This is a genomic window from Flavobacterium erciyesense (genome assembly GCF_018069925.1).
GTDB lineage: Bacteria > Bacteroidota > Bacteroidia > Flavobacteriales > Flavobacteriaceae > Flavobacterium > Flavobacterium erciyesense.
This window is the reverse complement of the sequence record NZ_JAGPXB010000001.1, coordinates 258137-281210: the sequence shown is the minus strand read 5'-3', so window position 1 is coordinate 281210 and position 23074 is coordinate 258137. Positions and strand designations below refer to the sequence as shown.

22 protein-coding genes are annotated in these 23074 nt (G+C 35.1%); 15 read left to right on the top strand and 7 right to left on the bottom strand.

Annotated elements, in window-relative coordinates:
* Nucleotides 1-117: 117 nt before the first annotated feature.
* Together KBJ98_RS01210 and KBJ98_RS01205 are read right to left on the bottom strand one after the other, a co-directional pair.
* A complete protein-coding gene (locus KBJ98_RS01210; protein ID WP_225899040.1) occupies nucleotides 118-2166 on the bottom strand; it encodes a M16 family metallopeptidase in 2049 nt (682 codons plus the stop codon).
* Between the two features lie 11 nt (nucleotides 2167-2177).
* Entirely contained in the window at nucleotides 2178-3503 is a 1326-nt protein-coding gene (locus KBJ98_RS01205; protein WP_166132958.1) for a M16 family metallopeptidase, read from the bottom strand.
* 235 nt (nucleotides 3504-3738) lie between these two features.
* Between KBJ98_RS01205 and rplU the strand changes: the two genes are divergently transcribed.
* A complete protein-coding gene (gene rplU / locus KBJ98_RS01200) occupies nucleotides 3739-4161 on the top strand; it encodes a 50S ribosomal protein L21 (protein WP_166132960.1) in 423 nt (140 codons plus the stop codon).
* A 23-nt stretch (nucleotides 4162-4184) separates the two neighbouring features.
* Nucleotides 4185-4451 carry a 50S ribosomal protein L27 gene (gene rpmA, locus KBJ98_RS01195; RefSeq protein WP_166132962.1) on the top strand — a complete coding sequence of 89 codons (267 nt, stop codon included), beginning with the start codon at nucleotides 4185-4187 and terminating at the stop codon, nucleotides 4449-4451.
* Nucleotides 4452-4597: 146 nt separating this feature from the next.
* Here rpmA and KBJ98_RS01190 read toward each other — a convergent pair whose 3' ends face one another.
* The 3 genes from KBJ98_RS01190 to ahcY all read right to left on the bottom strand — a co-directional run bounded on the left by KBJ98_RS01190 (nucleotide 4598) and on the right by ahcY (nucleotide 7652).
* On the bottom strand, nucleotides 4598-5026 hold the full coding sequence (locus tag KBJ98_RS01190) for a hypothetical protein (RefSeq protein ID WP_210787939.1): 429 nt from the start codon (nucleotides 5024-5026) through the stop codon (nucleotides 4598-4600).
* Between the two features lie 234 nt (nucleotides 5027-5260).
* On the bottom strand, nucleotides 5261-5869 hold the full coding sequence (locus KBJ98_RS01185; protein WP_210787938.1) for a hypothetical protein: 609 nt from the start codon (nucleotides 5867-5869) through the stop codon (nucleotides 5261-5263).
* Nucleotides 5870-6335: 466 nt separating this feature from the next.
* Nucleotides 6336-7652 (bottom strand): adenosylhomocysteinase, encoded by a 1317-nt coding sequence (ahcY, locus tag KBJ98_RS01180; protein ID WP_210787937.1) that lies wholly within the window; start codon nucleotides 7650-7652, stop codon nucleotides 6336-6338.
* A 280-nt stretch (nucleotides 7653-7932) separates the two neighbouring features.
* Here ahcY and KBJ98_RS01175 point away from each other — a divergent pair, with 280 nt between their 5' ends.
* The 11 genes from KBJ98_RS01175 (at nucleotide 7933) to KBJ98_RS01125 (ending at nucleotide 20356) form a co-directional block, all read left to right on the top strand.
* A complete protein-coding gene (locus KBJ98_RS01175; protein WP_210787936.1) occupies nucleotides 7933-8562 on the top strand; it encodes a 4'-phosphopantetheinyl transferase family protein in 630 nt (209 codons plus the stop codon).
* A 36-nt stretch (nucleotides 8563-8598) separates the two neighbouring features.
* Nucleotides 8599-9312, top strand: coding sequence for a geranylgeranylglyceryl/heptaprenylglyceryl phosphate synthase (locus KBJ98_RS01170; RefSeq protein WP_210787935.1), 714 nt, complete (start codon nucleotides 8599-8601; stop codon nucleotides 9310-9312).
* Nucleotides 9313-9318: 6 nt separating this feature from the next.
* A complete protein-coding gene (gene pnuC / locus KBJ98_RS01165; RefSeq protein WP_210787934.1) occupies nucleotides 9319-9948 on the top strand; it encodes a nicotinamide riboside transporter PnuC in 630 nt (209 codons plus the stop codon).
* Complete coding sequence (locus KBJ98_RS01160; protein WP_210787933.1) at nucleotides 9903-12029, top strand: DUF4301 family protein; 2127 nt, start codon at nucleotides 9903-9905, stop codon at nucleotides 12027-12029. Before pnuC ends, KBJ98_RS01160 begins: the two co-directional genes overlap by 46 nt.
* Nucleotides 12030-12046: 17 nt before the next feature.
* Nucleotides 12047-12448 (top strand): alternative ribosome rescue aminoacyl-tRNA hydrolase ArfB, encoded by a 402-nt coding sequence (gene arfB, locus KBJ98_RS01155; RefSeq protein WP_210787932.1) that lies wholly within the window; start codon nucleotides 12047-12049, stop codon nucleotides 12446-12448.
* Nucleotides 12449-12686: 238 nt separating this feature from the next.
* Complete coding sequence (locus KBJ98_RS01150) at nucleotides 12687-14840, top strand: TonB-dependent receptor (protein WP_210787931.1); 2154 nt, start codon at nucleotides 12687-12689, stop codon at nucleotides 14838-14840.
* A 616-nt stretch (nucleotides 14841-15456) separates the two neighbouring features.
* Nucleotides 15457-15684 carry a hypothetical protein gene (locus KBJ98_RS01145; protein WP_210787930.1) on the top strand — a complete coding sequence of 76 codons (228 nt, stop codon included), beginning with the start codon at nucleotides 15457-15459 and terminating at the stop codon, nucleotides 15682-15684.
* A 76-nt stretch (nucleotides 15685-15760) separates the two neighbouring features.
* A complete protein-coding gene (locus KBJ98_RS01140) occupies nucleotides 15761-16468 on the top strand; it encodes a GLPGLI family protein (protein WP_114754902.1) in 708 nt (235 codons plus the stop codon).
* A gap of 74 nt (nucleotides 16469-16542) precedes the next feature.
* On the top strand, nucleotides 16543-16803 hold the full coding sequence (locus KBJ98_RS01135; RefSeq protein WP_210787929.1) for a hypothetical protein: 261 nt from the start codon (nucleotides 16543-16545) through the stop codon (nucleotides 16801-16803).
* 94 nt (nucleotides 16804-16897) lie between these two features.
* Nucleotides 16898-17632: a GLPGLI family protein gene (locus tag KBJ98_RS01130; RefSeq protein WP_210787928.1), complete on the top strand. Its 735-nt coding sequence runs from the start codon at nucleotides 16898-16900 to the stop codon at nucleotides 17630-17632.
* A gap of 54 nt (nucleotides 17633-17686) precedes the next feature.
* Complete coding sequence (locus KBJ98_RS01125; RefSeq protein WP_210787927.1) at nucleotides 17687-20356, top strand: carboxypeptidase regulatory-like domain-containing protein; 2670 nt, start codon at nucleotides 17687-17689, stop codon at nucleotides 20354-20356.
* Here the strand turns inward: KBJ98_RS01125 and KBJ98_RS01120 are convergent, their stop codons facing one another.
* On the bottom strand, nucleotides 20357-20770 hold the full coding sequence (locus tag KBJ98_RS01120; protein ID WP_210787926.1) for a Rieske (2Fe-2S) protein: 414 nt from the start codon (nucleotides 20768-20770) through the stop codon (nucleotides 20357-20359).
* Nucleotides 20771-20931: 161 nt separating this feature from the next.
* Between KBJ98_RS01120 and greA the strand changes: the two genes are divergently transcribed.
* Nucleotides 20932-21408 carry a transcription elongation factor GreA gene (greA, locus tag KBJ98_RS01115; RefSeq protein WP_166132997.1) on the top strand — a complete coding sequence of 159 codons (477 nt, stop codon included), beginning with the start codon at nucleotides 20932-20934 and terminating at the stop codon, nucleotides 21406-21408.
* 42 nt (nucleotides 21409-21450) lie between these two features.
* Nucleotides 21451-21840, top strand: coding sequence for an HIT family protein (locus KBJ98_RS01110; RefSeq protein WP_210787925.1), 390 nt, complete (start codon nucleotides 21451-21453; stop codon nucleotides 21838-21840).
* Between the two features lie 53 nt (nucleotides 21841-21893).
* Here KBJ98_RS01110 and KBJ98_RS01105 read toward each other — a convergent pair whose 3' ends face one another.
* On the bottom strand, nucleotides 21894-23060 hold the full coding sequence (locus tag KBJ98_RS01105) for a sensor histidine kinase (RefSeq protein WP_210787924.1): 1167 nt from the start codon (nucleotides 23058-23060) through the stop codon (nucleotides 21894-21896).
* Between the last annotated feature and the right edge of the window lie 14 nt (nucleotides 23061-23074).

Sequence of the window (23074 nt, the reverse complement as noted above, 5' to 3'; positions counted from 1 at the left end):
CATTTGAAAAAGAAGTTTGCCGCCAAATAAGATCGAAGTACCGCTTATCGGGTAATTATCAGAAGCAAAAAAGGCTGCCTATTTCTAGACAGCCTTTTGTATTATATGGTGTTTTGATTATTGAAAATCAGCATCAATTACACCTTCGTTTACTTTTACTTCAGATAATTTAATATCTAAATCAAAACCAACATTTTGAATAATGTTAAACGGAAGTTTTACTCCTTTTACATCTCTGTAATCCGAATAGTTAGTTGTTTTGGTCATACTTTTTCCGCCTTGTTCCATTAAAATAGAATCAGCAATTTTCAATCCTGAAGTTACATCAAAATACAAAGTAGTTTTTCCGTTTTTCACAGCGTAAGCCTCTTTTCCGTTGATGATTTCGATAGATTCTAATTTTAGATCTTGTTGTTTAGCAAGTGATAATTCTGGTATTGGCATAGCAACTGCTCTCATTTCAGTGAGTGCAGCTCCTTCAATGTTCTGACGCTGTCCTTGTTGCATTACGTAGCCACCTTTTTCGTTTACTACTTGTTTCATTAAACTCATAGTTCCCATTGCTAACTCTACCATGATTTTTCCTTTTACATCAGATTTTGAGGTAAAACTCAATGGTGATGGTGCTTGTGGAATTGTTGTAGAACCTATCATCGTAACTGTTTTTACAGCCGTTGCTGCTTTTTCGCCACCAATAGCTTTAATGTAATTGTCAAGAACTGTTTTTGCAGTAACACCTGCTGGCACCGCTTTTTTCATTTCTGGTTTTGAAGTAGGATTACCGTATTTGTCAAAATAGTAAATAGGGTATTTTAGTTTTTCTAATCCAGAAACCACATCAGCTGCTTTTCCAACAATGATAATACGGCTATTGTCAGCTAAGAAGTATTTATTAGCAACTCTCATTACATCATCTGCAGTTACGGCACTGATGTTTTTGATGTAGTTCTCGTAAAAATCAGCTGGTAGACCTTGTGTTTTTGTTCTCAATGCGTATCCAGCAACGGTTTGTGGTTTTTCAATTTGCATTACAAAACGACCTATATAACCTGCTTTAACATTAGCCAACATTTCATCGGTAACTTTTTCGGTTCTGATTTTTTTGTATTCTTTGAAAATTTCAACAACGGTACTGTCAGTTACTGCGTTACGTACTTGAGTCGAAGCGCTGAAAGTAGAGATTCTTTTGTCGCCGTAAATTCCAGTGCGCGCACCGTAAGTCCATCCGTGAGCTTCTCTTAAGTTCATGTTGATGTAGCTATTAAAGTCGCCACCTAAGATTTGATTCGCAATTAAAACCGCAAAATAATCTGGATCAGTCATTTTTAAATTAGACATGTTTAGCACATTAACTTCTGATTGTACAGCGTTAGGCATGTCTACAAAGTTGATTTGTGTTTGTGCTACATCTTTTGGATCAGCAAATGCAAGAGATGGTGCGGCAGCTTTTTTCCAAGAACCAAAGAATTTTTCGACCATTTTCTTAGTTTCAGTCACTTTTACATCACCTACAATAATAAGGTACGCATTGCTTGGTACAAAGTAGGTATTGTAGTTGTTTTGAACATCAGCAAGTGTTACATTTTTCAATGTAGCTTCGCTTACATATTCTCCTGCAGGATGGTTTTTTCCGTATGTTAAAACATCAACCACGCGCGCTGAAACAGCTGATACACTTTTTTCATTCGATTTTAAGCCTTCAATTAATTTAGCTTTTTCTTTATCGAATTCCTCTTGAGTGAATTTAGGATTCAAAGCACCGTCTGCCATTAATTCTAAAACACGACCTGCGTATTTAGATAGTGAACTTGCAGATGCTCCATTAGAACTAAAATTAATGTTAGCGCCTAAAAAATCTACCTCTTCATTAAAGGCAGTTTTAGAGATTTTGGTAGTACCGCTTCCCATAAGGCTGCTAGTCATATCAGATACTCCTTTTTTGTCACCTTCAGTATACGGATCGTTGTCTAGTGTAAGACTAAAAGATACACGTGGAAGTTTATGATTTTCAACCACAAGTACTTTTAAACCGTTTTTTAATTCAAAAGTAACTGGTTTTCCAATTTTTATAGTTGGAGCTGCTCCTGGTTTTGGCTGAGGTATGATCTGTCCTTGCATAATAACTGTTAAGAACAAGCTGGATATAATTAATATTGATTTTTTCATGATGAGATATCTTATTTTTGAGCTTTGTCTTTAGATGGCACATAATCCAAAACTAATCTTTGGTTCGGATTTAAATATTTTTTAGCAACTTCTCTAATTTCTTCACGAGTTATAGAACGGTAAATGTCGATTTCAGTATTGATTAGGTTAATATCTCCGTACAATAAATGGTAAGTTGCTAAGTTGTCAGCAATACCGTCGATGGTTGAGTTGCTGTTTACGTATTGATTCTCAAATTTGTTTTGTAATTTTTGCAAATCGTTTTCTGATAATAATTCAGTTTGAAGTTTCGCAATTTCAGCATCAATTTCAGCTAAAATACCTTCAGCTGTGTTAGGAGCCTGCGGCAAGCCGTAAATGATGTAGCTTCCGTAGTCCTCTTGGTTGTTGCTAAAAGCACCAATTTGCAATGCCATTTTCTTATCGTCAACAATTTTTTTGTACAATCTTGAGCTTTTTCCATCGCTTAAAAGAGAAGAAATCATATCCAAAACTCTAGCATCTCTGGTTTTCATTGATGGCGTTCTGTAAGCGGCTACGATTGCAGGGATTTGAATATTAGGATCTTCAAATGTAGCTTTAATTGTTTGTGTAATTGGTTCCTCTACAAAAGTTTCTCTCTTAACTGCAGCTCCTTTTTTAATTGGTCCAAAATATTTTTGAATCCATTCTTTGGCTTGCTCTGGTTTAAAATCACCTGCTACAACAAGAACAGCGTTATTTGGCACATAGAATTTCTTGTTGAATGCTTGAAATTCTTCTAAAGTAGCGGCGTCAAGGTGATCCATTGAACCAATAGTTGCCCAACGGTAAGGGTGTTTTTTAAAGATGTTCTTTTTTACTTCGGCTAAGAAATTCCCGTAAGGTTGATTGTCAACACGCAATCTTTTTTCTTCTTTAACTACTTCATTTTGAGTGTCAACTCCAATTTGGTTAATTACTGGGTGTAGCATTCTTTCTGCCTCCATCCATAATCCTAGTTCTAGGTTATTCGATGGAAATACTTCGTAATAATAGGTTCTATCGTCAGTAGTGTTGGCATTGTTCACACCACCATTACCGGTTACGATTTTAAACCATTCACCACGTTTTATATTCTCTGTTCCTTCAAATAATAAGTGTTCAAAAAAGTGTGCAAAACCAGTTCTTTCTGGGTTTTCGTCTTTGGCACCTACATGGTACATTACAGAGGTAATTACAGTTGGAGCCGATGGGTCATTGTGTAAAATGACGTGTAAGCCATTGTCAAGTTTGTATTCCTCAAAAGCTACTTTTTGTGCAGAAGCTACTCCTCCTAGCATAAATAAAGCACCTAAAGCCATTAATGAATTTTTCATAAGGTTAATAATTTTGTTAAGTATGATAATTTGTAATACTATGATGGGTTTTGTTACAGTCGAAATCGATATAATTTAAACTTTAACAACTGTTTGGGTTGAGGTTGATAAAAGGGTAGATAAATATCAAGAAAATCAAGGTTTTATAGGTTTTGAATAAATTTTATAGTTGTAATTGCAGGTTAAAAATATAATTGTATATTTGCAACCTTAAAAATTATTAAAACAATTCAGTATGTATGCAATCGTAGAGATAGCAGGGCAACAATTTAAAGTAAGCAAAGACTTAAAGGTTTATGTAAACCGTTTGTCTAACGAAGAAGGTTCAAAAGTTACTTTTGACAAAGTTCTTTTAGTAGATGACAACGGAGCAATCACTTTAGGCGCCCCAGCTATAGAAGGTGCTTCAGTAGAAGCTAAAGTGTTACAACACTTAAAAGGAGATAAAGTTATCGTTTTCAAAAAGAAAAGAAGAAAAGGATACAAAAAGAGAAACGGTCACAGACAATATCTTACTCAAATTGTAATTGAAGGTATTACTGGTGTTGGTGCTAAAAAAGCAGCTCCTAAAAAAGCAGCAGCTGAGGCAACTACAGAAGAAGTAGAGGCTCCTAAGAAAAAAGCAGCTAAAGCTAAAAAAGAAGATACTCAAGAATAATAACAAAATAAAACTAATACGTCATGGCTCACAAGAAAGGTGTCGGTAGTTCGAAGAATGGTAGAGAATCAGAATCAAAACGTTTAGGCGTTAAGATTTTTGGTGGTCAAGCTGCTATTGCTGGGAACATCATCGTAAGACAAAGAGGTTCAAAACATAATCCAGGTGCTAATGTTTACATCAGTAAAGATCACACACTACACGCAAGAGTAGATGGAGTTGTTTTATTCCAAAAGAAAAGAGATAACAAATCTTATGTTTCTATCCTTCCATTTGAAGTTGAAGCATAATTGATTTTCTCAAGTCACTAAAAAACCCATTTCGAAAGAAATGGGTTTTTTGTTTTATTGTGATATTTAAAATCTAGAACAATTTAACAATGGTGTTTTTGCTATACGTTTAGATGATTTGTTTATCTGATGAATCTAAAAAGAAATCAATTCTCGTAGATTTTATATTTGTTGTCTTCTGCTGCAGCTTCTAATTCGCTTAATTTTTGGGTGCTATATTCAACTTTGAGTATGGCTAGAGCAAGCTTTTTTTGGAGTTGGCCTATCTTTCTTTTATAAAAGTTTTGTTTGGGGCTTTTATCGTTAGTTTCTAATAATTTTAATTGTTCCAAATTGCTTTTTAATTCTTCGTCTATTTTCCATCTTTTAGCAGCTAGTTTAACTAGTTTTTTTTCTTGAGCAATTATTCTGTTATTTTCAAGTTGTTTTTGAGAAAAGGATTTTGGTTTTACCGTTTCTAATTGTGGAATTTTTGCATACTTTTCTTCCCTCGGATACATTAAAGGTAATGTAGGTGTTTGAGCGTAAACCGCCGCAGATAGCAGTAATAGTAAGGTAATTATTGTTTGTTTCATTTAGCTTATTTTGTGTCGCCAAAAATATATAAATAAATTTTATTTTTAACTTTTGTCAAAATATAGTTCTGGACATTGATGCAATGTGATGAGCATCAATTTAGATTAAGCGGAATCTAATAGAGTAATTTTTAAAGCTTCTAGCTTTAAAAAGGCTAGAAGCTAAGAATTGAAATATGTAATAGAAATAGATGTAGTGATTTGATTTTTCTGTATAAGTCATCAAGTTTTTAACTATTGTAATTTAAAATAAAATATTTCTGGATTTCCGCATACTAATTCAGTATAATTATCGTCTATTTTTTCGCCTATAAAATATGCTTTTAATTCGCCGGTAGTTGAATCAATTTTATAATCCCAAACTTCATTATTAAAGTTTAAAAATTCAGTAAAGGAGTACGACTCTGGATTTTCTGAAAATCTGATTTTGTCGGTTTGTACTAGTTTCCAGTCTTTGGCATTTTTATACAATTCAAAAAACTGAATTTCTTCTGTAGTAATATGAATCATCTTGCCAACTAAATTATCTTCTCGTATTGCCCAATTGCCTTCTTTGGGGATCCATTTCCATTTTCCAATTAGTTCGTTGATTTTGTTTTGTCGCAATATTCTTTTTAAGGAATCACCTTTTTTAATTGCAAAAGCTGCGATTTCGGCTTTAGGATTGATATTGTTGCTAATTGCAAAAGTTCTTATTGCTCCTAAATAATCACCGCTCTCACTCGTTTTTATTGCTAATTTATACAGCTGAGTTTGGTAGGCGCTTCGATCATTATCTTGTGCAGCCAAGTTTTGAAAAACAATTATAAAAAGTATAACTAAGTAGGGCTTAAAGGGAGTCATAATGGTTTTTTTAATATTGCTATCTACGTAAAATTACAATATTAAATTTATTATAGGAGAAGTATTTTAATCCTTAGTATTGCTGTAAGGGTTTGGATTCTTCCTATCGTCAGAATGACAAATAGGACTGGTGTCTACAGTATTTTGGTTTTAAGGGTCCATTTGCTTTAGTAGATATACATTTGGCTTGTTTGATACGTTGTGATCTCAGTGCAATATTTAGTTTTGTGAGATGTACCATTGTAAAGCTTCTAGCCTTCAAAAGGCTAGAAGCTTTTTTGTAAATACTTCCGCATGAGGGATGGTAGCGGCATCCTTTTATGGAGCGCAGCGCAATAAAAGATATAGCGAATAGCCCGACCCGAAGTTTTTACGGAGGGTCATGCCCAAAACAAAAAACCCTCGCATTGCTGCAAGGGTTTCTCTATTTTAATTTAGCTAGTCACTAAGGACTAAGGACTAATTTTTAGTATCTGTAGTACTCTGGTTTGAATGGTCCAGCTACTTCAACACCAATATATTCTGCTTGATCTTGACGTAAAGTTTCAAGCTCTACTCCTAATTTAGCAAGGTGTAACATAGCAACTTTTTCATCAAGGTGTTTTGGTAACATGTACACTTCATTGTTATAAGCAGCACTGTTTTTCCATAATTCGATTTGAGCCAAAGTTTGGTTTGTAAATGAGTTACTCATAACAAAACTTGGGTGACCTGTAGCACAACCAAGGTTTACCAAACGACCTTCTGCCAAAATAATAATGTCATTACCGTTGATTGTATATTTGTCAACTTGAGGTTTGATTTCGATTTTTGAAGCGCCGTGGTTTTTGTTTAACCAAGCCATGTCAATTTCGTTATCAAAGTGTCCGATGTTACAAACGATAGTTTTGTCTTTCATTTTCTCGAAGTGAGAACCTAAAACGATGTCTTTATTACCTGTTGTTGTAATAATGATATCAGCGGTAGCAATCACAGTATCTAGTTTTTTAACTTCAAAACCGTCCATTGCAGCTTGTAAAGCACAAATTGGGTCAATTTCAGTAACAGTAACAATAGATCCAGCACCTCTAAAAGAAGCAGCAGTTCCTTTTCCTACGTCACCGTATCCACAAACAACTACTCTTTTACCTGCCAACATAATGTCAGTTGCACGACGAACGGCATCAACTGCAGATTCTTTACAACCGTATTTGTTGTCAAATTTAGATTTAGTAACGGAGTCATTTACGTTAATAGCAGGCATTGGTAATGTTCCCGCTTTAACTCTTTCGTATAATCTATGAACTCCTGTTGTAGTCTCTTCAGATAATCCTTTGATACCAGCAACTAAATGTGGGTAACGGTCAATTACCATGTTTGTTAAATCTCCACCGTCATCAAGAATCATGTTTAATGGTTGTCTGTCTTCACCAAAGAACAAAGTTTGCTCAATACACCAGTCAAAATCCTCTTCGTTCAAACCTTTCCAAGCGTAAACTTGAATTCCAGCAGCAGCAATAGCAGCAGCAGCTTGATCTTGAGTAGAGAAAATGTTACAAGAAGACCAAGTTACCTCAGCTCCAAGTGCAATTAAAGTTTCGATTAAAACGGCAGTTTGAATCGTCATGTGTAAGCATCCTGCAATACGAGCGCCTTTCAAAGGTTGTTCGTCTTTGTATTCTGCTCTAAGCGCCATTAAACCTGGCATCTCAGCTTCAGCTAATTCAATTTCTTTTCGTCCCCAAGCTGCAAGGGAAATGTCTTTAACCTTGAAAGCCACGTATGGCATAGTTGCTGTACTCATTTATTGTATATTTGTAATTATTTTGACTGTTGGCCTGCCAAACGCGGGCTAATTTTTTGCAAAATTACACAATATCTTAGGATTATAAAAACATTCACTTCTATTTATGAAATGTTTAGCGGTGTAAACTTTTAAAAATCAATAAAATAAAAAGTTTCATAGCGTTTATTTTCGTTTTTAGGAGCTATTTCCCGCTTTTCACTGCAATCTTTTTTCCCGCTAAAGAAGCGGATAAAAAAGGATTTCCGTTGCAATCGGGGCTAAAAATCAAGTTACTAACATGCCTTTATATCAGGATACGCACCCGCAATTGGGTACTCGAATGCTTATTTGGAAAGTCACAGAGTCGCTCACACACTTGCAAAGTCAAATTCAATTAAGACCCGAAAGCCAAGCTCGGTTAGAGTCTATGAAGTCGGAGTTGCACCAGCGTGCTTTTTTAAGTGTTCGTATGCTGTTGCACGAGGCTGGTTACACGGATTTTGATTTGTATTACGACGCTTTTGGAAAACCGCACTTGGAGGATGGTCAGCATATTTCTATTACACATTCGCATGAATTTGCAGCGATTATTATTAGCAATCAAAAAGTAGGTATTGATATCGAACTGCAGCGCGAAAAAATAAAAAGTATTGCTTCTAAATTTTGTGATGCTGAACTAACTTTCCTCGTTGAACAAAGCCAAGATTACATTCCGAAATTAACCGTTATTTGGGGTGCAAAGGAAGCCATTTTTAAAATCAGAAACGAAAAAGGCATCAGTTTCAAGAATCATATTCAGGTAGATTCTTTTGACTTAGTAGATAAGCAATCGCAATCGCAATTGCATTTTGATAACGTAATTCAATATTTTAAAATCTATTTTGAAGAGGTGGAAGATTTTATCTTAGTTTACGCATTTGAAAATTAATACAAGCCGTAAATTTGCGAATTAGCGGTAAAACTTATGGATAACTTGTACACCCAAATAATAAAAGCCAAGACTAAAAATCAAAAATTATTAGCGATCCTTCTAGATCCTGATAAAATTACTGTTGCGCAACTAAGTGTTTTGATCCCAAAAATCAATCAATCTCCTGCTACGCATTTGTTCATTGGCGGAAGCCACGTTACAACCAACATTCTAGACGAGTTAATAACTATTTTAAAAAGAGATTGCGCTTTGCCAGTAGTTCTTTTTCCGGGCAATCCTTCGCAAATTTCAGATAAGGCTGATGGAATTTTGTTCTTATCATTAATTTCAGGCAGAAACCCTGATTATTTAATTGCCCATCAAGTACAGGCGGCGCCAATTTTAAAAAGAACGCACCTAGAAATTATTCCGACTGGCTATGTACTAATTGAAAGTGGTACACAAACTGCAGTAGAGAGTGTAAGTGAAACAAAGCCGCTTGACCGCTCCAACATTGATTTGGTTGTGGCCACGGCACTAGCGGGTGAAATGTTAGGGCATCAATTGATTTATCTTGAAGCGGGTAGCGGTGCTAAACAAGCAGTGCCACCAAACATGATTACAGCCGTTGCACAAAATATTAAAATTCCCCTAATTGTGGGCGGCGGAATTATTACTTTACAAGGAATTCAGCTCGCCCACGATGCTGGTGCGGACTTAGTAGTTATAGGCACCGCATTTGAGAACGATATTAATTTTTTTAATTAACATTTTATGTTTGATTATTTTTTTGCACAATATAGCACGTATCCTCGATTAGATGTGTACCTCGAAATTATTGCGGTAATTTTTGGTCTTTTGAGTGTTTGGTGTGCCAAAAAAGATAATATTTGGGTTTTTCCAACAGGTTTAGTAAGCACTTCGATTTTTGTCTATCTACTTTGGAAATGGGTTTTGTGGGGCGATATGATGATTAATGCCTACTATTTTATAATGAGTATTTATGGTTGGTATCATTGGACCCGCAAAAAGGGAGACGAAGTGGCTTTTCCTATTTCTACAATTTCTTCAGTAGAAAAACGAATTGCCATATTTCTTTTTATATTTACGGTCGCATTTGTTGTGGCGGTGTATCATTTTTTTGATAAATTCACCACTTGGTACGCTTACGTAGACACATTTATAACGGGAATTTTCTTTGTAGGAATGTGGCTTATGGCCAAGCGAAAAGTAGAAAACTGGATATTTTGGATCATCGGAGATGTCATTTCGATTCCTTTGTATTTTTTTAAAGGATATACCTTTACTAGTTTTCAATATGTAGTATTTACAATAGTTGCCATATTTGGCTATTTAGAATGGAAGAAAATCTCAAACAGCGCTCTAGTGGCGAAAACAGAGTAGTAAAAATAACCTTATTTGGTCCTGAAAGTACTGGTAAAACAACATTAGCCAAGCAACTTGCGGCACACTATCAAACAGAGTGGGTGCCCGAATTTGCTCGCGATTATTTGCAACAAAAATGGGATTCGAATCAGCAATTGTGCACACTAGATGATATGTTGCCTATTGCTGAAGGACAAATGCAACTTGAAAACGAAAGTGTTTTAAAAGCAAAAGAGCTACTATTTTGTGATACCAATTTAATGGTTACCAAGGTTTTCTCCGATTTGTATTATGGTACTTGCCCGGATGCTTTACAAGAGGCAGCAGTTTCGCATGAGTATGATTTATTTTTTTTAACGTCTATTGATGTACCTTGGGAAAAAGATGATATCCGAGATACTCCGCAAGGGAGAGAGGCCATTTTTACTGAGTTCAAGCAGGCGCTAATTGATCATAATAAATCTTTTCTAACTCTTACTGGAGATAAAGAAACGCGTTTTAAAACGGCTGTTACAATTATAGATGAATTGGTTTTGGCCAACAAGTTAGGATTTTCTACCGCCGATTTTTTACAGATAAAAGAACACGGAATTGCGCTTAAAAATATTGAACAGCAGTTGCATTTTTTTAAAAATGGAATAGAGCCAGCAAAACTTTTACGTCCCGCAAAATTATCGGATGGTATTTTGAAATTATCTGAGACAGACTTCCAAATGCATGCCTCATTTTTTGATGCGCACAAAGACGAATTTAAACTTTCTAAGTTTGTACCCGCTTCAGGAGCAGCTAGTAGGATGTTTAAATTTCTAACTGAATTTCTAAATGATTTTGATTTTGAAAACGAATCAATAAATGCTTATATCAATCGTAAGCAAGCTAGTGAGTTGTCTATTTTTATTGTAGGAATGGATAAATTTCCATTTTTTGAAATGGTATATGAAACACTAAAAAAAGAATTCGAGAATTTTGATAGTCTTGATCGTAACCTTAAGAATTATTACTTCATAAAGGTACTTCTGGCTCCCACTCATTTTAATTTTGCAAACAAACCAAAAGGAGTATTACCTTTTCACAAATACGCAACTCGCTTGGCAACTCCAGTAGCTGAGCATTTGCTAGAATGTGTACAATACGCTACCGCACAAGAGAAATCTAATTTACATTTCACGGTTTCGCAGTCTCATCAAGCGTACTTTGAGCAAGTGGTATTAAACGATTTGGCTAAAGTTCAGGAGAACAATAATGTCACCATCGATATAACGTACTCTTACCAAAATCAAAGCACAGATACCATTGCCGTTACTCCAAGTAATCAGCCGTTTAGAGATGCTGCAGGTCAATTGTTATTTCGACCTGGTGGGCATGGCGCATTAATCGAGAACTTGAATCAAATTGAGGCAGATATTGTTTTTATTAAAAATATAGACAACGTAGTTCAAAACGATCTAGATAAGGTGGCTTTGTATAAAAGAGCATTGGGAGGAATTTTAATTGCTTTGCAAAAGCAAGTTTTTAATTATTTACTAGGCTTGGATGCTGCAAAAGTACCTTCCACTTACATCAATCAGATTGTTGTTTTCTTGAAAGATAAATTTCATATTACACTTTCAGACGATTTTCAAACGGGAACACAAAAATATAAAGTAGCGACTTTGCACGCTATTTTAAACAGACCAATACGCGTATGTGGAATGGTGAAAAATGAAGGAGAGCCTGGTGGAGGTCCTTTCTGGGTTCGACAACAAAATGGCGCGGTTTCGCTGCAAATTGTAGAGAGTTCTCAAGTAGATATTAACGATTCACAACAAAAAGAGATTCTGCAAACAGCCACTCATTTTAATCCAGTAGATTTGGTTTGCGGTTTAAAAGATTATAAGAATCAAAAATTTAATTTACCTGATTTTATTGATAAAAACAGTGGTTTTATAGTTGAAAAAAATAGCGCAGGTCAGCCTATTAAAGGCTATGAACTACCTGGTTTATGGAATGGCGCCATGGCCGATTGGTTGACTATTTTTGTACAAGTGCCTTTGGTTACTTTTAATCCTGTGAAAACGGTCAACGACTTGTTAAAACCAACGCATCAATCATACAACTAAGTCTTAACTGACCAAAGATGGATAAAATACAACTACAATCAGAGATACAATATAAAGCGGTTAGGAGTAGCGGAGCTGGCGGTCAAAATGTGAACAAAGTATCTTCAAAAGTAGTGCTGAGTTTTGATTTGAAAAATACGAAAGGCTTGAACGAAGAACAAAAACAGTTGGTCACGACGCAATTGCAAACACGTTTAACGGCTGATGGAATTTTAAATTTAAGTTGTGACGAGGACCGAAGTCAGCTTCGAAATAAGGAATTGGTAACAAAACGATTCTTTGAATTAGTAAAAAAAGCACTGATTGTACCCAAAGAACGAAAACCTACCAAGGTTCCTAAAGGTGTCATTCGCAAACGAATAAAGGATAAAAAGAGCGCTTCCGAAGTGAAAAAAAACCGTCGAAAACCCGATTTTTAAAATTTATTTCAATTCATAATTTGTAATTCACTTTTTATAATTAGTTTTGCACTGTCTCAAAGGGGTGCTCTAAATTACGAGCTGAGATCATACCCAAAGAACGGGAACAGGTAATGCTGTTTACGGAAAATTGACAAAATAGTAGAGTGCACGCTAGTGTCTTGTCATAGAAACAAATCATTTTATTAATTAAAACAAAAAAGAATAATTCCCCCTTTTATTCGTAATCTTTTTACGGATGAAAACTTTATTTTATTTTACAAGCCGCAAAAGCGCGCAGGCGAAACCGTCAAACTTATCTTTGACTCGTCTATTTTCTATTTTCTTTTCTCTCTTTTCTTTTTTCACTTTTGCACAAGTAAAAGATACTACTAACGTCAACAAGCTCGATGCGGTTTTAGTATCGGCAGTACGTGTTACTACAAAAACACCAGTTAGTTTTAGCAATCTCACTAAAAAAGAAATTAAATTCAGAAATCTAGGTCAAGACATTCCTATTTTAATGAACTATTTACCATCTGTTGTCACTACATCTGATGCAGGAAATGGTGTAGGCTATACAGGTATACGAGTGCGTGGTAGTGATGCTACCCGTGTAAACGTTACCATCAACGGTATTCCTTATAACGACTCCGAAAGTCATGGAACCTATTGGGTGAATATGCCTGATTTTGCTTCATCTGTCGAAAGTTTACAATTGCAGCGTGGAGTAGGAACGTCTACTAATGGAGCGGGTGCTTTTGGCGCAAGCCTTAACATGCTTACCGATAATTTTGCAACAAAAAGTACTGGCGAAATCTCTAATTCGTTTGGTAGTTTCAATACACGTAAGCATACCGTGAAATTCAGTACCGGATTGATGAACGATCATTTTGAAATTGCAGGCCGTTTATCAGCACTAAACTCAGATGGGTTTATTGACAGAGGCGCTTCGGATTTGAAATCGTATTTTTTACAAGGAACGTACGTTGGTAAAACAACCTTAATCAAAGCTTTGGTTTTTGGAGGAAATGAAAAAACGTATCAGTCTTGGAACGGAATTGATGGTGAAACCTTGAATGCCAATCGCAGATTCAACACGGCAGGAGCTTTTACAGACGAACAAGGTAATATGCGTTTTTATGATAATGAAACCGATAATTACCAACAAGATCATTCACAGTTGCATTGGAACGAGAAATTTTCGGATAAATGGAGTACCAATTTTGCTTTGCATTACACCAAAGGAAAAGGCTATTACGAAAACTACAAAGAAGATGCTGACTTTGCAGAATATGGCTTACAGCCTTTTGGTACAGTGACAACAACTGATTTAGTGCGTCAAAAATGGTTGGATAATGATTTTTATGGAACCACTTTTTCAGCTAATTACAAAGACGAGTCAGTAGATGTCATTTTTGGTGGAGGCTGGAACAAGTACGAGGGCAATCATTTTGGTGAAGTTATTTGGGCTCGTTTTGCTTCGCAAAGTGAATTGGGCGACAAGTATTACGATGATGACGCCATAAAAACTGATGGGAATATTTTTGCGAAAGCCAATTATCAAATTACAAGTCAATTGAGTTTATTTGGAGACCTTCAATTTCGATCTGTAAATTACAAAGCAGATGGTGTGCAGGCGCTTCCTGTAAATGATACTTTTAACTTTTTTAACCCAAAAGCAGGTTTGACTTACACGGTAAATGCAAGCAATGCTTTGTACGCTTCGTACGCAAGAGCCAACAGAGAACCAAACAGAAGTGATTACGAAGGTGGCAATGTAAGACCAGAGAAATTAAACGACTTTGAATTGGGTTGGAGGTATACTGCTGAGAAAATGCAAATTAATACCAATGTGTATTATATGGCATATAAAGACCAATTAATTTTGACCGGAAACCTTGATGATGTTGGCGCACCAATTCGTTCTAACAGTGAAAAAAGTTACCGATTGGGATTAGAAGTAGATGCGACAATTGCGTTCAACGATCAGTGGATCATTCGACCTAATTTCACCTTGAGTGCTAATAAAAATAGAGACTTAGCTGTTGAAGGGCAAAACTACGGCACTACAGATATTGCTTATTCTCCATCAATTATTGCAGGAAATATTATAGTGTATTCGCCTATTAAAAACTTGCATCTTTCATGGTTGCAAAAATTTGTGGGTGAGCAATACCTGAACAATATTGAGTTGCCTGCAGCACGATTAGCTGATTATTTTGTCAATGATCTAAACGTAGCATACACTTTTAAACCAAAAACCATATTTAATGAAATAGTCTTAACGGGCTTATTGAACAACTTTTTAGATAAAAAATACGTTTCAAATGGGTACATGTACGATATCTATCCGTACTACTATCCGCAAGCGGGGACTAATTTCTTGCTAGGTTTGACCCTGAAGTTTTAAAAGAAGAGTTTGTAATTGGAGTAAATCCTGATGGTTCGCTGTCAGGATTTTTTAGTTATTGATAGGAGGGAATATCACCAAAAGTGGGTATTGTAGGAGCTTTAAAAAAGAGGTATCCTTGTGTTTGGTACTTTTAAACTAGCATTTGGTATAATCGTCAAAACGAAACTGGAGGATTCTAGGTTTAATATAGTATTTGGAGGTACTAATAATTATTTGTCCGATCATTTTTAAGCAACTTTTTTGTAAAAAAGAATTTAAAATTGAGTATTCAATAGGTAAAACAATTACTGATGAACAATAAACCAAAAACGTACTTTCAAATTAGTATTTTTGCTATTGTTGTATTTTTCATTCTGTAAAGTTTGGTTTCTACATTCTGTTTATTGTAAAACATTTATTTGTGTCTAGTTATTAAATTTATTAAAAGTATAAACTTGTTAAATTATAGTTAAAATTTAAAGTAAATTCTTTTAAATAGTTTTTTTTGATATTTGACTTGGTTAACCAAAAAAACTATTAATAAATTTAAAAATTTTAAGAATGAAATCGCAGATTCACGAAAACCAAAAAGAAATATAAACCTGAGTAAAAATTATTATTTACCGCTCTAGCAGTGGTAGCATTTAGTGGAGCTGCAATGGCGAAGAATTTTGAAGTAAAAGAAAGCATTAAAAAAACGTCAAAGAAAAAAACATTTGCGACCACGGATTGTAATACAGCAAAGTTTGTAGCTTACGTTGATGCGAAAGCTGCTGGATTTAGTCACGAAGCTGCCGTTGGTATGTCCTATTCTGTTTATTTTATGTGTTTGGGATTAAACGAGGCCACAATATCGCAATAAACAAGAAACTAAATTTAATTAAAATGTAATGACGCACCAATTTCGATGATTTTGGTGTGTTATTGATATATATAAGATGAATAAAATCATTGTTATTTTAATTTTATATGCAGCTGTAGGTTACAGCCAAGGTAAAAATGTTACGGTGGCTTACGGATTAATAATAGAAAAGGAAGCAGGATTATTTGATAATAACGCCGTGTTAAAAAACATGCTTGAAAAATCCATACTTGAGTCTAAAAAACTAACATTTCAATTAATCATAACAGAAAATGGTTCTAAATTTTATAGCGAAGCAAATTTAGAGAATGACAGTGCTCCCGGTTTAAAAGGATTTATCTATGGCATGGCACATTATGCAGGCACCGTTTACACCTTAAAAGAAAAACTATTATTTCAAAAGGATTTGTTAGGAAAAAACATTTACACACAAGAGGATTTGAAAGATAATTGGCTTTTGACTAATGAGACCAAATTAATAGATAATTATTTATGTTACAAAGCCACTAATATCTATACAGTAATTAACGGATCTAAAATTTTTAGCCATCCTGTAATTGCATGGTATTGTCCAAAATTACCGTTTCCGCACGGTCCCGTCGGTTATGGAAATTTGCCTGGGTTGATTTTAGAACTTCGGGTACGAAATACTGTGTACGGAGCAAAAAATATAAAACTAGATAGTGATTCAAATTTTGATATCAAAGCTTTTGAAAAAATAAAAATCTTAAATCAGAAACAATTAGAAGAAGCCTATGATAAACTGAATGGTTTTATTGAATAACCATATTTACAAGAAAACTAATCTCCTGAATTTTTTTGTTTAATCGTAATTTAAAAATCAAAAAAAAATTAAGAATGAAGAAAATGATTTTTACCGCTCTAGCAGTGGTAGCATTTAGTGGCGCTGCAATGGCGAACACAGGAGAAGTTAAGGAAGATGTTGTATTTAGCAACGAAAACAAAGTAGAAGCTGCAGTTGTGCAAGGTCCTGGTGATAACGAGGGAACAGCTACTCCATGTCAGGAATCTGCGATTATAATTTACGAATCTATTGTAAAAGATGGACCGGATAGACCCGATTTATTAAATGCCTTAATGGGACTTTGCATGTTGTAAACTTCTAGATGTAGTTAAAGTTTACATTGGAAATACTTGAACTTTCTCAGTTTTAATTGAGAAAGTTCTTTTTACAATCTTAATTATAAAATTAATGAAAAAATTTTTGCTACTATTTTTGTTTTTGGTAAATGTTATTCAAGCTCAATCAGGAAAGGTTATTTATGCTATACAAGTTAGTCCATCTGCAAACACCGTCAAAGCGGAACAAAAAGTTTTAATGGAGACTTTATTGCAAAATGCGAATCTGCAAGAATTTCAATTATTGTTTAATTCTACAAGTTCTAGTTTCAAAAGCATTGAAAGTATGAATACCTTATCAGCCTATGAGGCGCAAATAAATACCATCGCAAAATTAGCATTTAGTTCTGCAGATGAGATTTACTTTGACAAGAAGGCACAAACGGAGTACATCAAAAAAGACGATGGACTTATAGTTAAGGATGATAATTTATCTTTAAATTGGACCATAACAACAAATTCAAAATTAATTAGTTCTTATCTGTGTTATGAAGGAATTTTAAAAAGAACTTTTATTAACAGAAAGGGAGAAACCAAAACAAAAGAGATAATTGCTTGGTTTGCACCTCAACTTCCATATTCTTACGGTCCTAAAGATTTTCATGGATTACCTGGATTAATTTTAGAATTATACGAGGACAAAACTGTCTATAGTGCGAAAAATATTGAACTTATAAAAGATGACCAAAATATATACTTCCCAAAGGGCAGAACAATATCTAAAGAGGAATATGAAAAAAAACTTGAATCTTCAGAAGCAGGGGTGATTATAGGTAAAAAACGAGAAAAAGAGAAAAACTCGCAATAATAAAGGAAAGGTCAATCTTTTAATTACCATAATTCCAAATAAGAATTAATTTCAATGCACAAAATACTCTTCTATTTTCTTTTATTTACAACCTTTAGTTTCTCTCAATCCCGCTCCATTACTGGTGTGGTGGTTGAGGAGAACAACAAACCATTAGAGTCTGCAAACGTTATTGCAAAACCCTTACAAGAAAAAGCAAGCTTAAAATTTGCTATTGCTGATAATAAAGGACGCTACCGCTTAGAGCTGGAAAAAGCAGTGAAGTATGAAATTACGGTTTCGTACATTGGGTTTGAAGAGGAAGTGTTTATTCTTGAGGCAGATGCTGTGGTGACTACACACGATTTTACTTTAAAGTCTACCGGAGTTCAACTCAAAGAAATCGTTATCAAACACGAGTTCAAACCCATCGAAATTAAAAAGGATACTATGACGTTTAACGTTAAAAGTTTTGCCAACGGCAACGAACGTAAAATGAAAGAAGTCCTTGAAAAACTTCCTGGTGTTGAAGTCGATAAAAACGGAGGTGTTACCGTACAAGGTAAAAAAGTTACTAAAATGCTTGTTGAGGGCAAATCTTTTTTTGGAGGTGGCTCTAAACTAGCGGTTGAAAACATTCCAGCTGATGCATTGGATAAAATTGAAGTCATTGACCACTTTAATGAAGTGGGTTTTATGAAGCAGGTGTCGGATAGTGATGAACTGGCCATGAATGTAAAACTCAAAGCCGATAAAAAGAAATTTGTTTTTGGTGATGTTGAGGCTGGTGCCGAGGTTGGCAATGCCGATAATGGTTTTTATCTTGGGCACGCCGCTTTGTTTTATTACGCTCCTAAAACAAACCTAAGTTTTATAGGCGATTTAAACAATATTGGTAAACGCACCTTTACATTTGATGACCTGATGCGTTTTGGTGGTGGCATGAGCACCTTTTTATCAGGTCGAAAATCACTCACGAATTTGTATTCCTTTGCCAATGACAACCAAGATGTGGTGCAGAATACGTCTCAATTTGGCGCGTTTAATTTTAGCCACGATACCTCATCAAAGCTTTCTATTTCTGGTTTTTCTATTTTTTCGAAAGTGTTGACGGCATCGCAAACCGAAAGTAAAAATGAGTATTTGCAAAACAGTGCCATTGCTTTTGAAAACCGATTGCAAGAAGGTACCAATCGGTCTGTTTTAGGAATTGGCAACATCAAACTCGATTATTCGCCAAGCGCTAAAGAAAAATGGTACTACAACGGACAATACCAGTCGAGTAATAATACCATCTCAAACGCCATCAACTCGATTACTAATGTCAATGCGAGTATTTTTGAAACACTCAACAAAGCCGATAATACCGCCATAAAACAATACATTGAGTGGCACAAAAGTTACAATCTAAAACACACTACCACTTTAGTAATCAATCAAGCATACGATTACAACACGCCACGAACCAACTGGTTTACTGATCAGCCTTTCTTGACAGGATTAATTCCGTTGCAAGAGGACAGCGCGTACCGCATTGAACAAGTTAAAAAAGTAAAAACCAATAGCGTTGATGCGCTTTTTAAACATTACTGGATTATCAATAATTTCAATCACTTGTACACCAATGTGGGGAATAATTACGGTAATTCCCGTTTAGAAACCACAGAGCAGCAATTACTAACCAACGGGAATGTCAATGATTTTGCTTTGTCTGGTTTTGGGAACTCGATAAAATATCAATTGAATGATGCCTATGTAGGTTTAGAATATAAGTTCAGAATAGGAAAATGGACTAATAAACCTGGCTTGTACGCGCATTGGTATCATTTAACTACAGATCAAAAGTCAGGAGAGCGAACACTTACTAAAACACTTTTGCAACCACAATGGAACAGCGATTATGAGTTTAATAAGTCAGAATCTTTAAATTTTGTTTACAAACTAGAAAATAGTTTTCCGCAAGCCACCCAATTAGCGGAGCAGTTTACCTTGCAAAATTATAACTTGGTTTACAAAGGAAATGCCTTATTACAAAACGAGCGCTTCCACAATGCCAACCTGCGTTACACGAAAACGAACTTGTATCGTGGGATCACTTGGAACGCCATGGCAAGTTGGAATCAAAAAGTAAGAACGATCCGTAACGAAATTCAATTAGATGGTATCAATCAGTTTAATACACCAATTTTAAGCGATAATCCCGAAACGAATTACAATGTAAACGGTTCTTTTAGCAAAAAGATATACCGTTTTAACTTGAGGTTCAATACTAGTTTTAGTTGGTTTACTTATTTCCAAACACTAAATAATGCCGAAACTTTAAACGATAGAAACAATCAAAGGTTGGGCGTAGTACTTCGTACAGCACACAAAAAATGGCCGGGTTTTAGTATAGGATACAATAAAGGATTTAGTCAGTTTTCGGGCTTGACCCAATCTCAGTTTCAAACCGATGCGATTACTTCTGATTTTGACATTACCATCGCAAAGTTTTGGACGTTCAAATGCAGTTACGAAAACCTTAAAAACACCAATAGCAACAAGCAGAGTAATTTTTACGACATCGCCAATACTTCGTTGCGTTATCAAAAAAAGAACAGTCCTTTTGGATTTGAGTTAATAGCCAACAACCTTTTTGATAACAAGGTTAAAAATGATTTTTCCTTCTCAGATTATCTCATCAGTCAGCGCACCACTTTTGTCTTACCAAGAGTTTTTATGCTATCTGTAAGTTATAAGCTGTAATTAATTAAAAACTCTCAAAATATCTCCGTTCACTTGTACGCGGTATTGTTTTAAAGGATATTGCAAATTGCTTTGTCCCGTAAACAAGCTATAGGTGGCGTTATCGCATCCACAAACCGCATTAATTCCGTTAATGGTCATAGTCGAGCAGCCGCTAATAGTTTGATTAGGGCAAGCAGCATCAAAGGCATTGTAGCCGCTACCTGTGTTAAAAACAATGACTCCTCGCGCGCCAATATTGGGTACATAAACGGCATTACTCACAAATTTTAGGTTGGAGTAGGTAGGTAAATTTAAGTTGAGGTCTAGGGTAAAAGTATAATTAGGAACAAAAGGATTGTTGTTGTTTACATTTGATTCACTGCAGGAAAACAGTAGGGATACAATCACAATCAAGGAGATATATTTTTTCATTTTAAAATAGTGGTAAAGTATTAGCGAAACAAATTTAATTTATTTAACTTTGACTTATATATGATTAACATATAATTATAGTCGAAAAAAAAATTTTACAATTTTGTGGAAAGAAATCCCGTCCTGATGGGATTTTTTCTATTTATATAAATAATGAAGTTATGAGCACAGTATCCTATTACACCGCAGACGGATTAAAGAAATTAAGAGAAGAATTAGATTATTTAAAAAGTGTGATGCGTCCAAAAGCATCTGCAGATATTGCTGAGGCGAGAGACAAAGGGGATTTGTCTGAAAATGCAGAGTATGATGCAGCCAAAGAAGCGCAAGGAATGCTAGAAATGCGTATTGCAAAACTCGAAGAAATACATGCCAATGCCCGATTGATTGACGAAAGCAACTTGGACTTGTCTAAAGTTTTGGTACTATCAAACGTAAAGATTAAAAATCAAAACAACGGTATGGAAATGAAATACACCTTGGTAGCAGAAAGCGAAGCCGATCTTAAAACTGGAAAAATATCGGTAACCTCGCCAATAGGTAAAGGTTTACTAGGAAAATCAGTAGGCGAAGTTGCTGAAATTACTGTACCAAACGGGGTGTTGAAATTTGAAATTCTTGAAATCACTAGAGACTAATTTTGAAATAAAAGTTGAGGTTCAACACCTAAAATTGTAAGTATGTCAAGTATTTTTACCAAAATTATCCAAGGAGAAATTCCATGTTACAAAATTGCCGAAGACGATCGTTTTCTGGCGTTTTTAGATGTGAATCCAAACGCAAAAGGTCACACACTGTGTATTCCAAAACAAGAAATCAATAAGATTTTTGACATGGATGACGATTTGTATTTGGGGCTAATGCAGTTTTCTAAAAAAATAGCAATTGCACTCGAAAAAACAGTTCCTTGTAAACGCGTCGGGATGGCAGTTGTAGGACTCGAAGTTCCTCATGCGCACGTGCATTTGATTCCGCTAAACGAGATGGATGAAATGCGTTTTCAAAATAAAGTAAGTCTTACCACCGAAGAATTTACTGAACTGGCAGCGGCAATCGCAGCCAATTTGTAAAAATTAAAACACAAAAACTAAAAAAGGAATACGACAAAAACGTATTCCTTTTTTTATGAATTAGAAATAGAGTCTTGTTTGATTTTTAGTAAAACTTGCATGGTAGTTCCTTTGCCAATTTCAGACTGTAACACTTTAATTGTGCCTTTGTGATATTCTTCTACAATTCGTTTGGTTAACGAAAGTCCCAATCCCCAACCGCGTTTTTTGGTTGTAAAACCGGGCTCAAAAATAGTTTGAAACTGTTTTTTTTGAATGCCACTGCCTGTATCTGTAACATTAATTTTTACCGATTCAGAGTCTGCAACAATAGCCAGTTGGAGTTTTCCTTTTCCCTTCATGGCATCAATGGCATTTTTAACCAAATTTTCTATCGTCCAGCTGTGCAAAATAGGGTTAAGCTGTACCCAAATCGGGTGTTTTGGAGCGCTAAAAGTAAATTCAATTTGTTTTGAAAATCGAGATTGTAAGTAATCATAAGCCTGTTGTGTTTCGTGAACAATATCAGTGCGTTCCAGCTTTGGTTCCGAACCAATTTTTGAAAATCGGTCGGTTATTGTTTGCAGACGTTCAATATCTTTTTCTATTTCTTGCGTGATCGAGGCGTCCACGTCATCTGCTTTTAAAATTTCGACCCAACCGATAAGAGATGAAAGTGGCGTGCCAATTTGATGCGCAGTTTCCTTTGCCATTCCGGCCCATAATTTATTTTGCGTCGCCATTTTGGTACTGCGGTAAAAATTATAAACCAAACCGCCAAAAAGCACAATGATTAACACCAACGCAAGCGGATAATACTTCAGTTTGTTGAGTAGCGAGGAGTTGCCATAGTACAGTTTTTGAAATTTTCCGGGAACATATTCAATAACAATAGGATCATTTTCTGATTTTAAATCTTGTAAAAAAGCTTGGGCTTTTATTTTGTTTTTTACAATCTCTTCATCAATGTTAACCGTATTGATAATGCTATCTTTTTCGGTTAAAATGATTGGAATGGAAGTGTTGTTGCTAAATATTTGTAAAGGCAGTTCTACCTCAGTATTTTCATCAGCGTTGATCAGTGTTTTTTGCGCCTGCGCCCATAAATTCATCTTCAATCGTTCTTCATTTTTAAAAATTTGAAAAAACGAATAGGTATTCCATAGAATCAAGGAAATGATTAAAAACGAAGCAAAAATGATTACCCATCGGGTGGTGTTTCTACGTTCAGAAAACTGCATAAGGAAAATTTTGA

Bases quoted from the DNA above. Each gene is read 5' to 3' on its own strand.
- KBJ98_RS01105 (WP_210787924.1), bottom strand. From the start codon at position 23,060: ATGCAGTTTTCTGAACGTAGAAACACCACCCGATGGGTAATCATTTTT.
- KBJ98_RS01120 (WP_210787926.1), bottom strand. From the start codon at position 20,770: ATGAAAAAATATATCTCCTTGATTGTGATTGTATCCCTACTGTTTTCC.
- greA (WP_166132997.1), top strand. From the start codon at position 20,932: ATGAGCACAGTATCCTATTACACCGCAGACGGATTAAAGAAATTAAGA.
- KBJ98_RS01160 (WP_210787933.1), top strand. From the start codon at position 9,903: ATGGAAGAAAATCTCAAACAGCGCTCTAGTGGCGAAAACAGAGTAGTA.
- KBJ98_RS01140 (WP_114754902.1), top strand. From the start codon at position 15,761: ATGAATAAAATCATTGTTATTTTAATTTTATATGCAGCTGTAGGTTAC.
- KBJ98_RS01130 (WP_210787928.1), top strand. From the start codon at position 16,898: ATGAAAAAATTTTTGCTACTATTTTTGTTTTTGGTAAATGTTATTCAA.
- rplU (WP_166132960.1), top strand. From the start codon at position 3,739: ATGTATGCAATCGTAGAGATAGCAGGGCAACAATTTAAAGTAAGCAAA.
- arfB (WP_210787932.1), top strand. From the start codon at position 12,047: ATGGATAAAATACAACTACAATCAGAGATACAATATAAAGCGGTTAGG.
- pnuC (WP_210787934.1), top strand. From the start codon at position 9,319: ATGTTTGATTATTTTTTTGCACAATATAGCACGTATCCTCGATTAGAT.
- KBJ98_RS01135 (WP_210787929.1), top strand. From the start codon at position 16,543: ATGAAGAAAATGATTTTTACCGCTCTAGCAGTGGTAGCATTTAGTGGC.
- KBJ98_RS01205 (WP_166132958.1), bottom strand. From the start codon at position 3,503: ATGAAAAATTCATTAATGGCTTTAGGTGCTTTATTTATGCTAGGAGGA.
- KBJ98_RS01125 (WP_210787927.1), top strand. From the start codon at position 17,687: ATGCACAAAATACTCTTCTATTTTCTTTTATTTACAACCTTTAGTTTC.
- KBJ98_RS01175 (WP_210787936.1), top strand. From the start codon at position 7,933: ATGCCTTTATATCAGGATACGCACCCGCAATTGGGTACTCGAATGCTT.
- ahcY (WP_210787937.1), bottom strand. From the start codon at position 7,652: ATGAGTACAGCAACTATGCCATACGTGGCTTTCAAGGTTAAAGACATT.
- KBJ98_RS01210 (WP_225899040.1), bottom strand. From the start codon at position 2,166: ATGAAAAAATCAATATTAATTATATCCAGCTTGTTCTTAACAGTTATT.
- KBJ98_RS01150 (WP_210787931.1), top strand. From the start codon at position 12,687: ATGAAAACTTTATTTTATTTTACAAGCCGCAAAAGCGCGCAGGCGAAA.
- KBJ98_RS01170 (WP_210787935.1), top strand. From the start codon at position 8,599: ATGGATAACTTGTACACCCAAATAATAAAAGCCAAGACTAAAAATCAA.
- KBJ98_RS01185 (WP_210787938.1), bottom strand. From the start codon at position 5,869: ATGACTCCCTTTAAGCCCTACTTAGTTATACTTTTTATAATTGTTTTT.
- rpmA (WP_166132962.1), top strand. From the start codon at position 4,185: ATGGCTCACAAGAAAGGTGTCGGTAGTTCGAAGAATGGTAGAGAATCA.
- KBJ98_RS01110 (WP_210787925.1), top strand. From the start codon at position 21,451: ATGTCAAGTATTTTTACCAAAATTATCCAAGGAGAAATTCCATGTTAC.
- KBJ98_RS01190 (WP_210787939.1), bottom strand. From the start codon at position 5,026: ATGAAACAAACAATAATTACCTTACTATTACTGCTATCTGCGGCGGTT.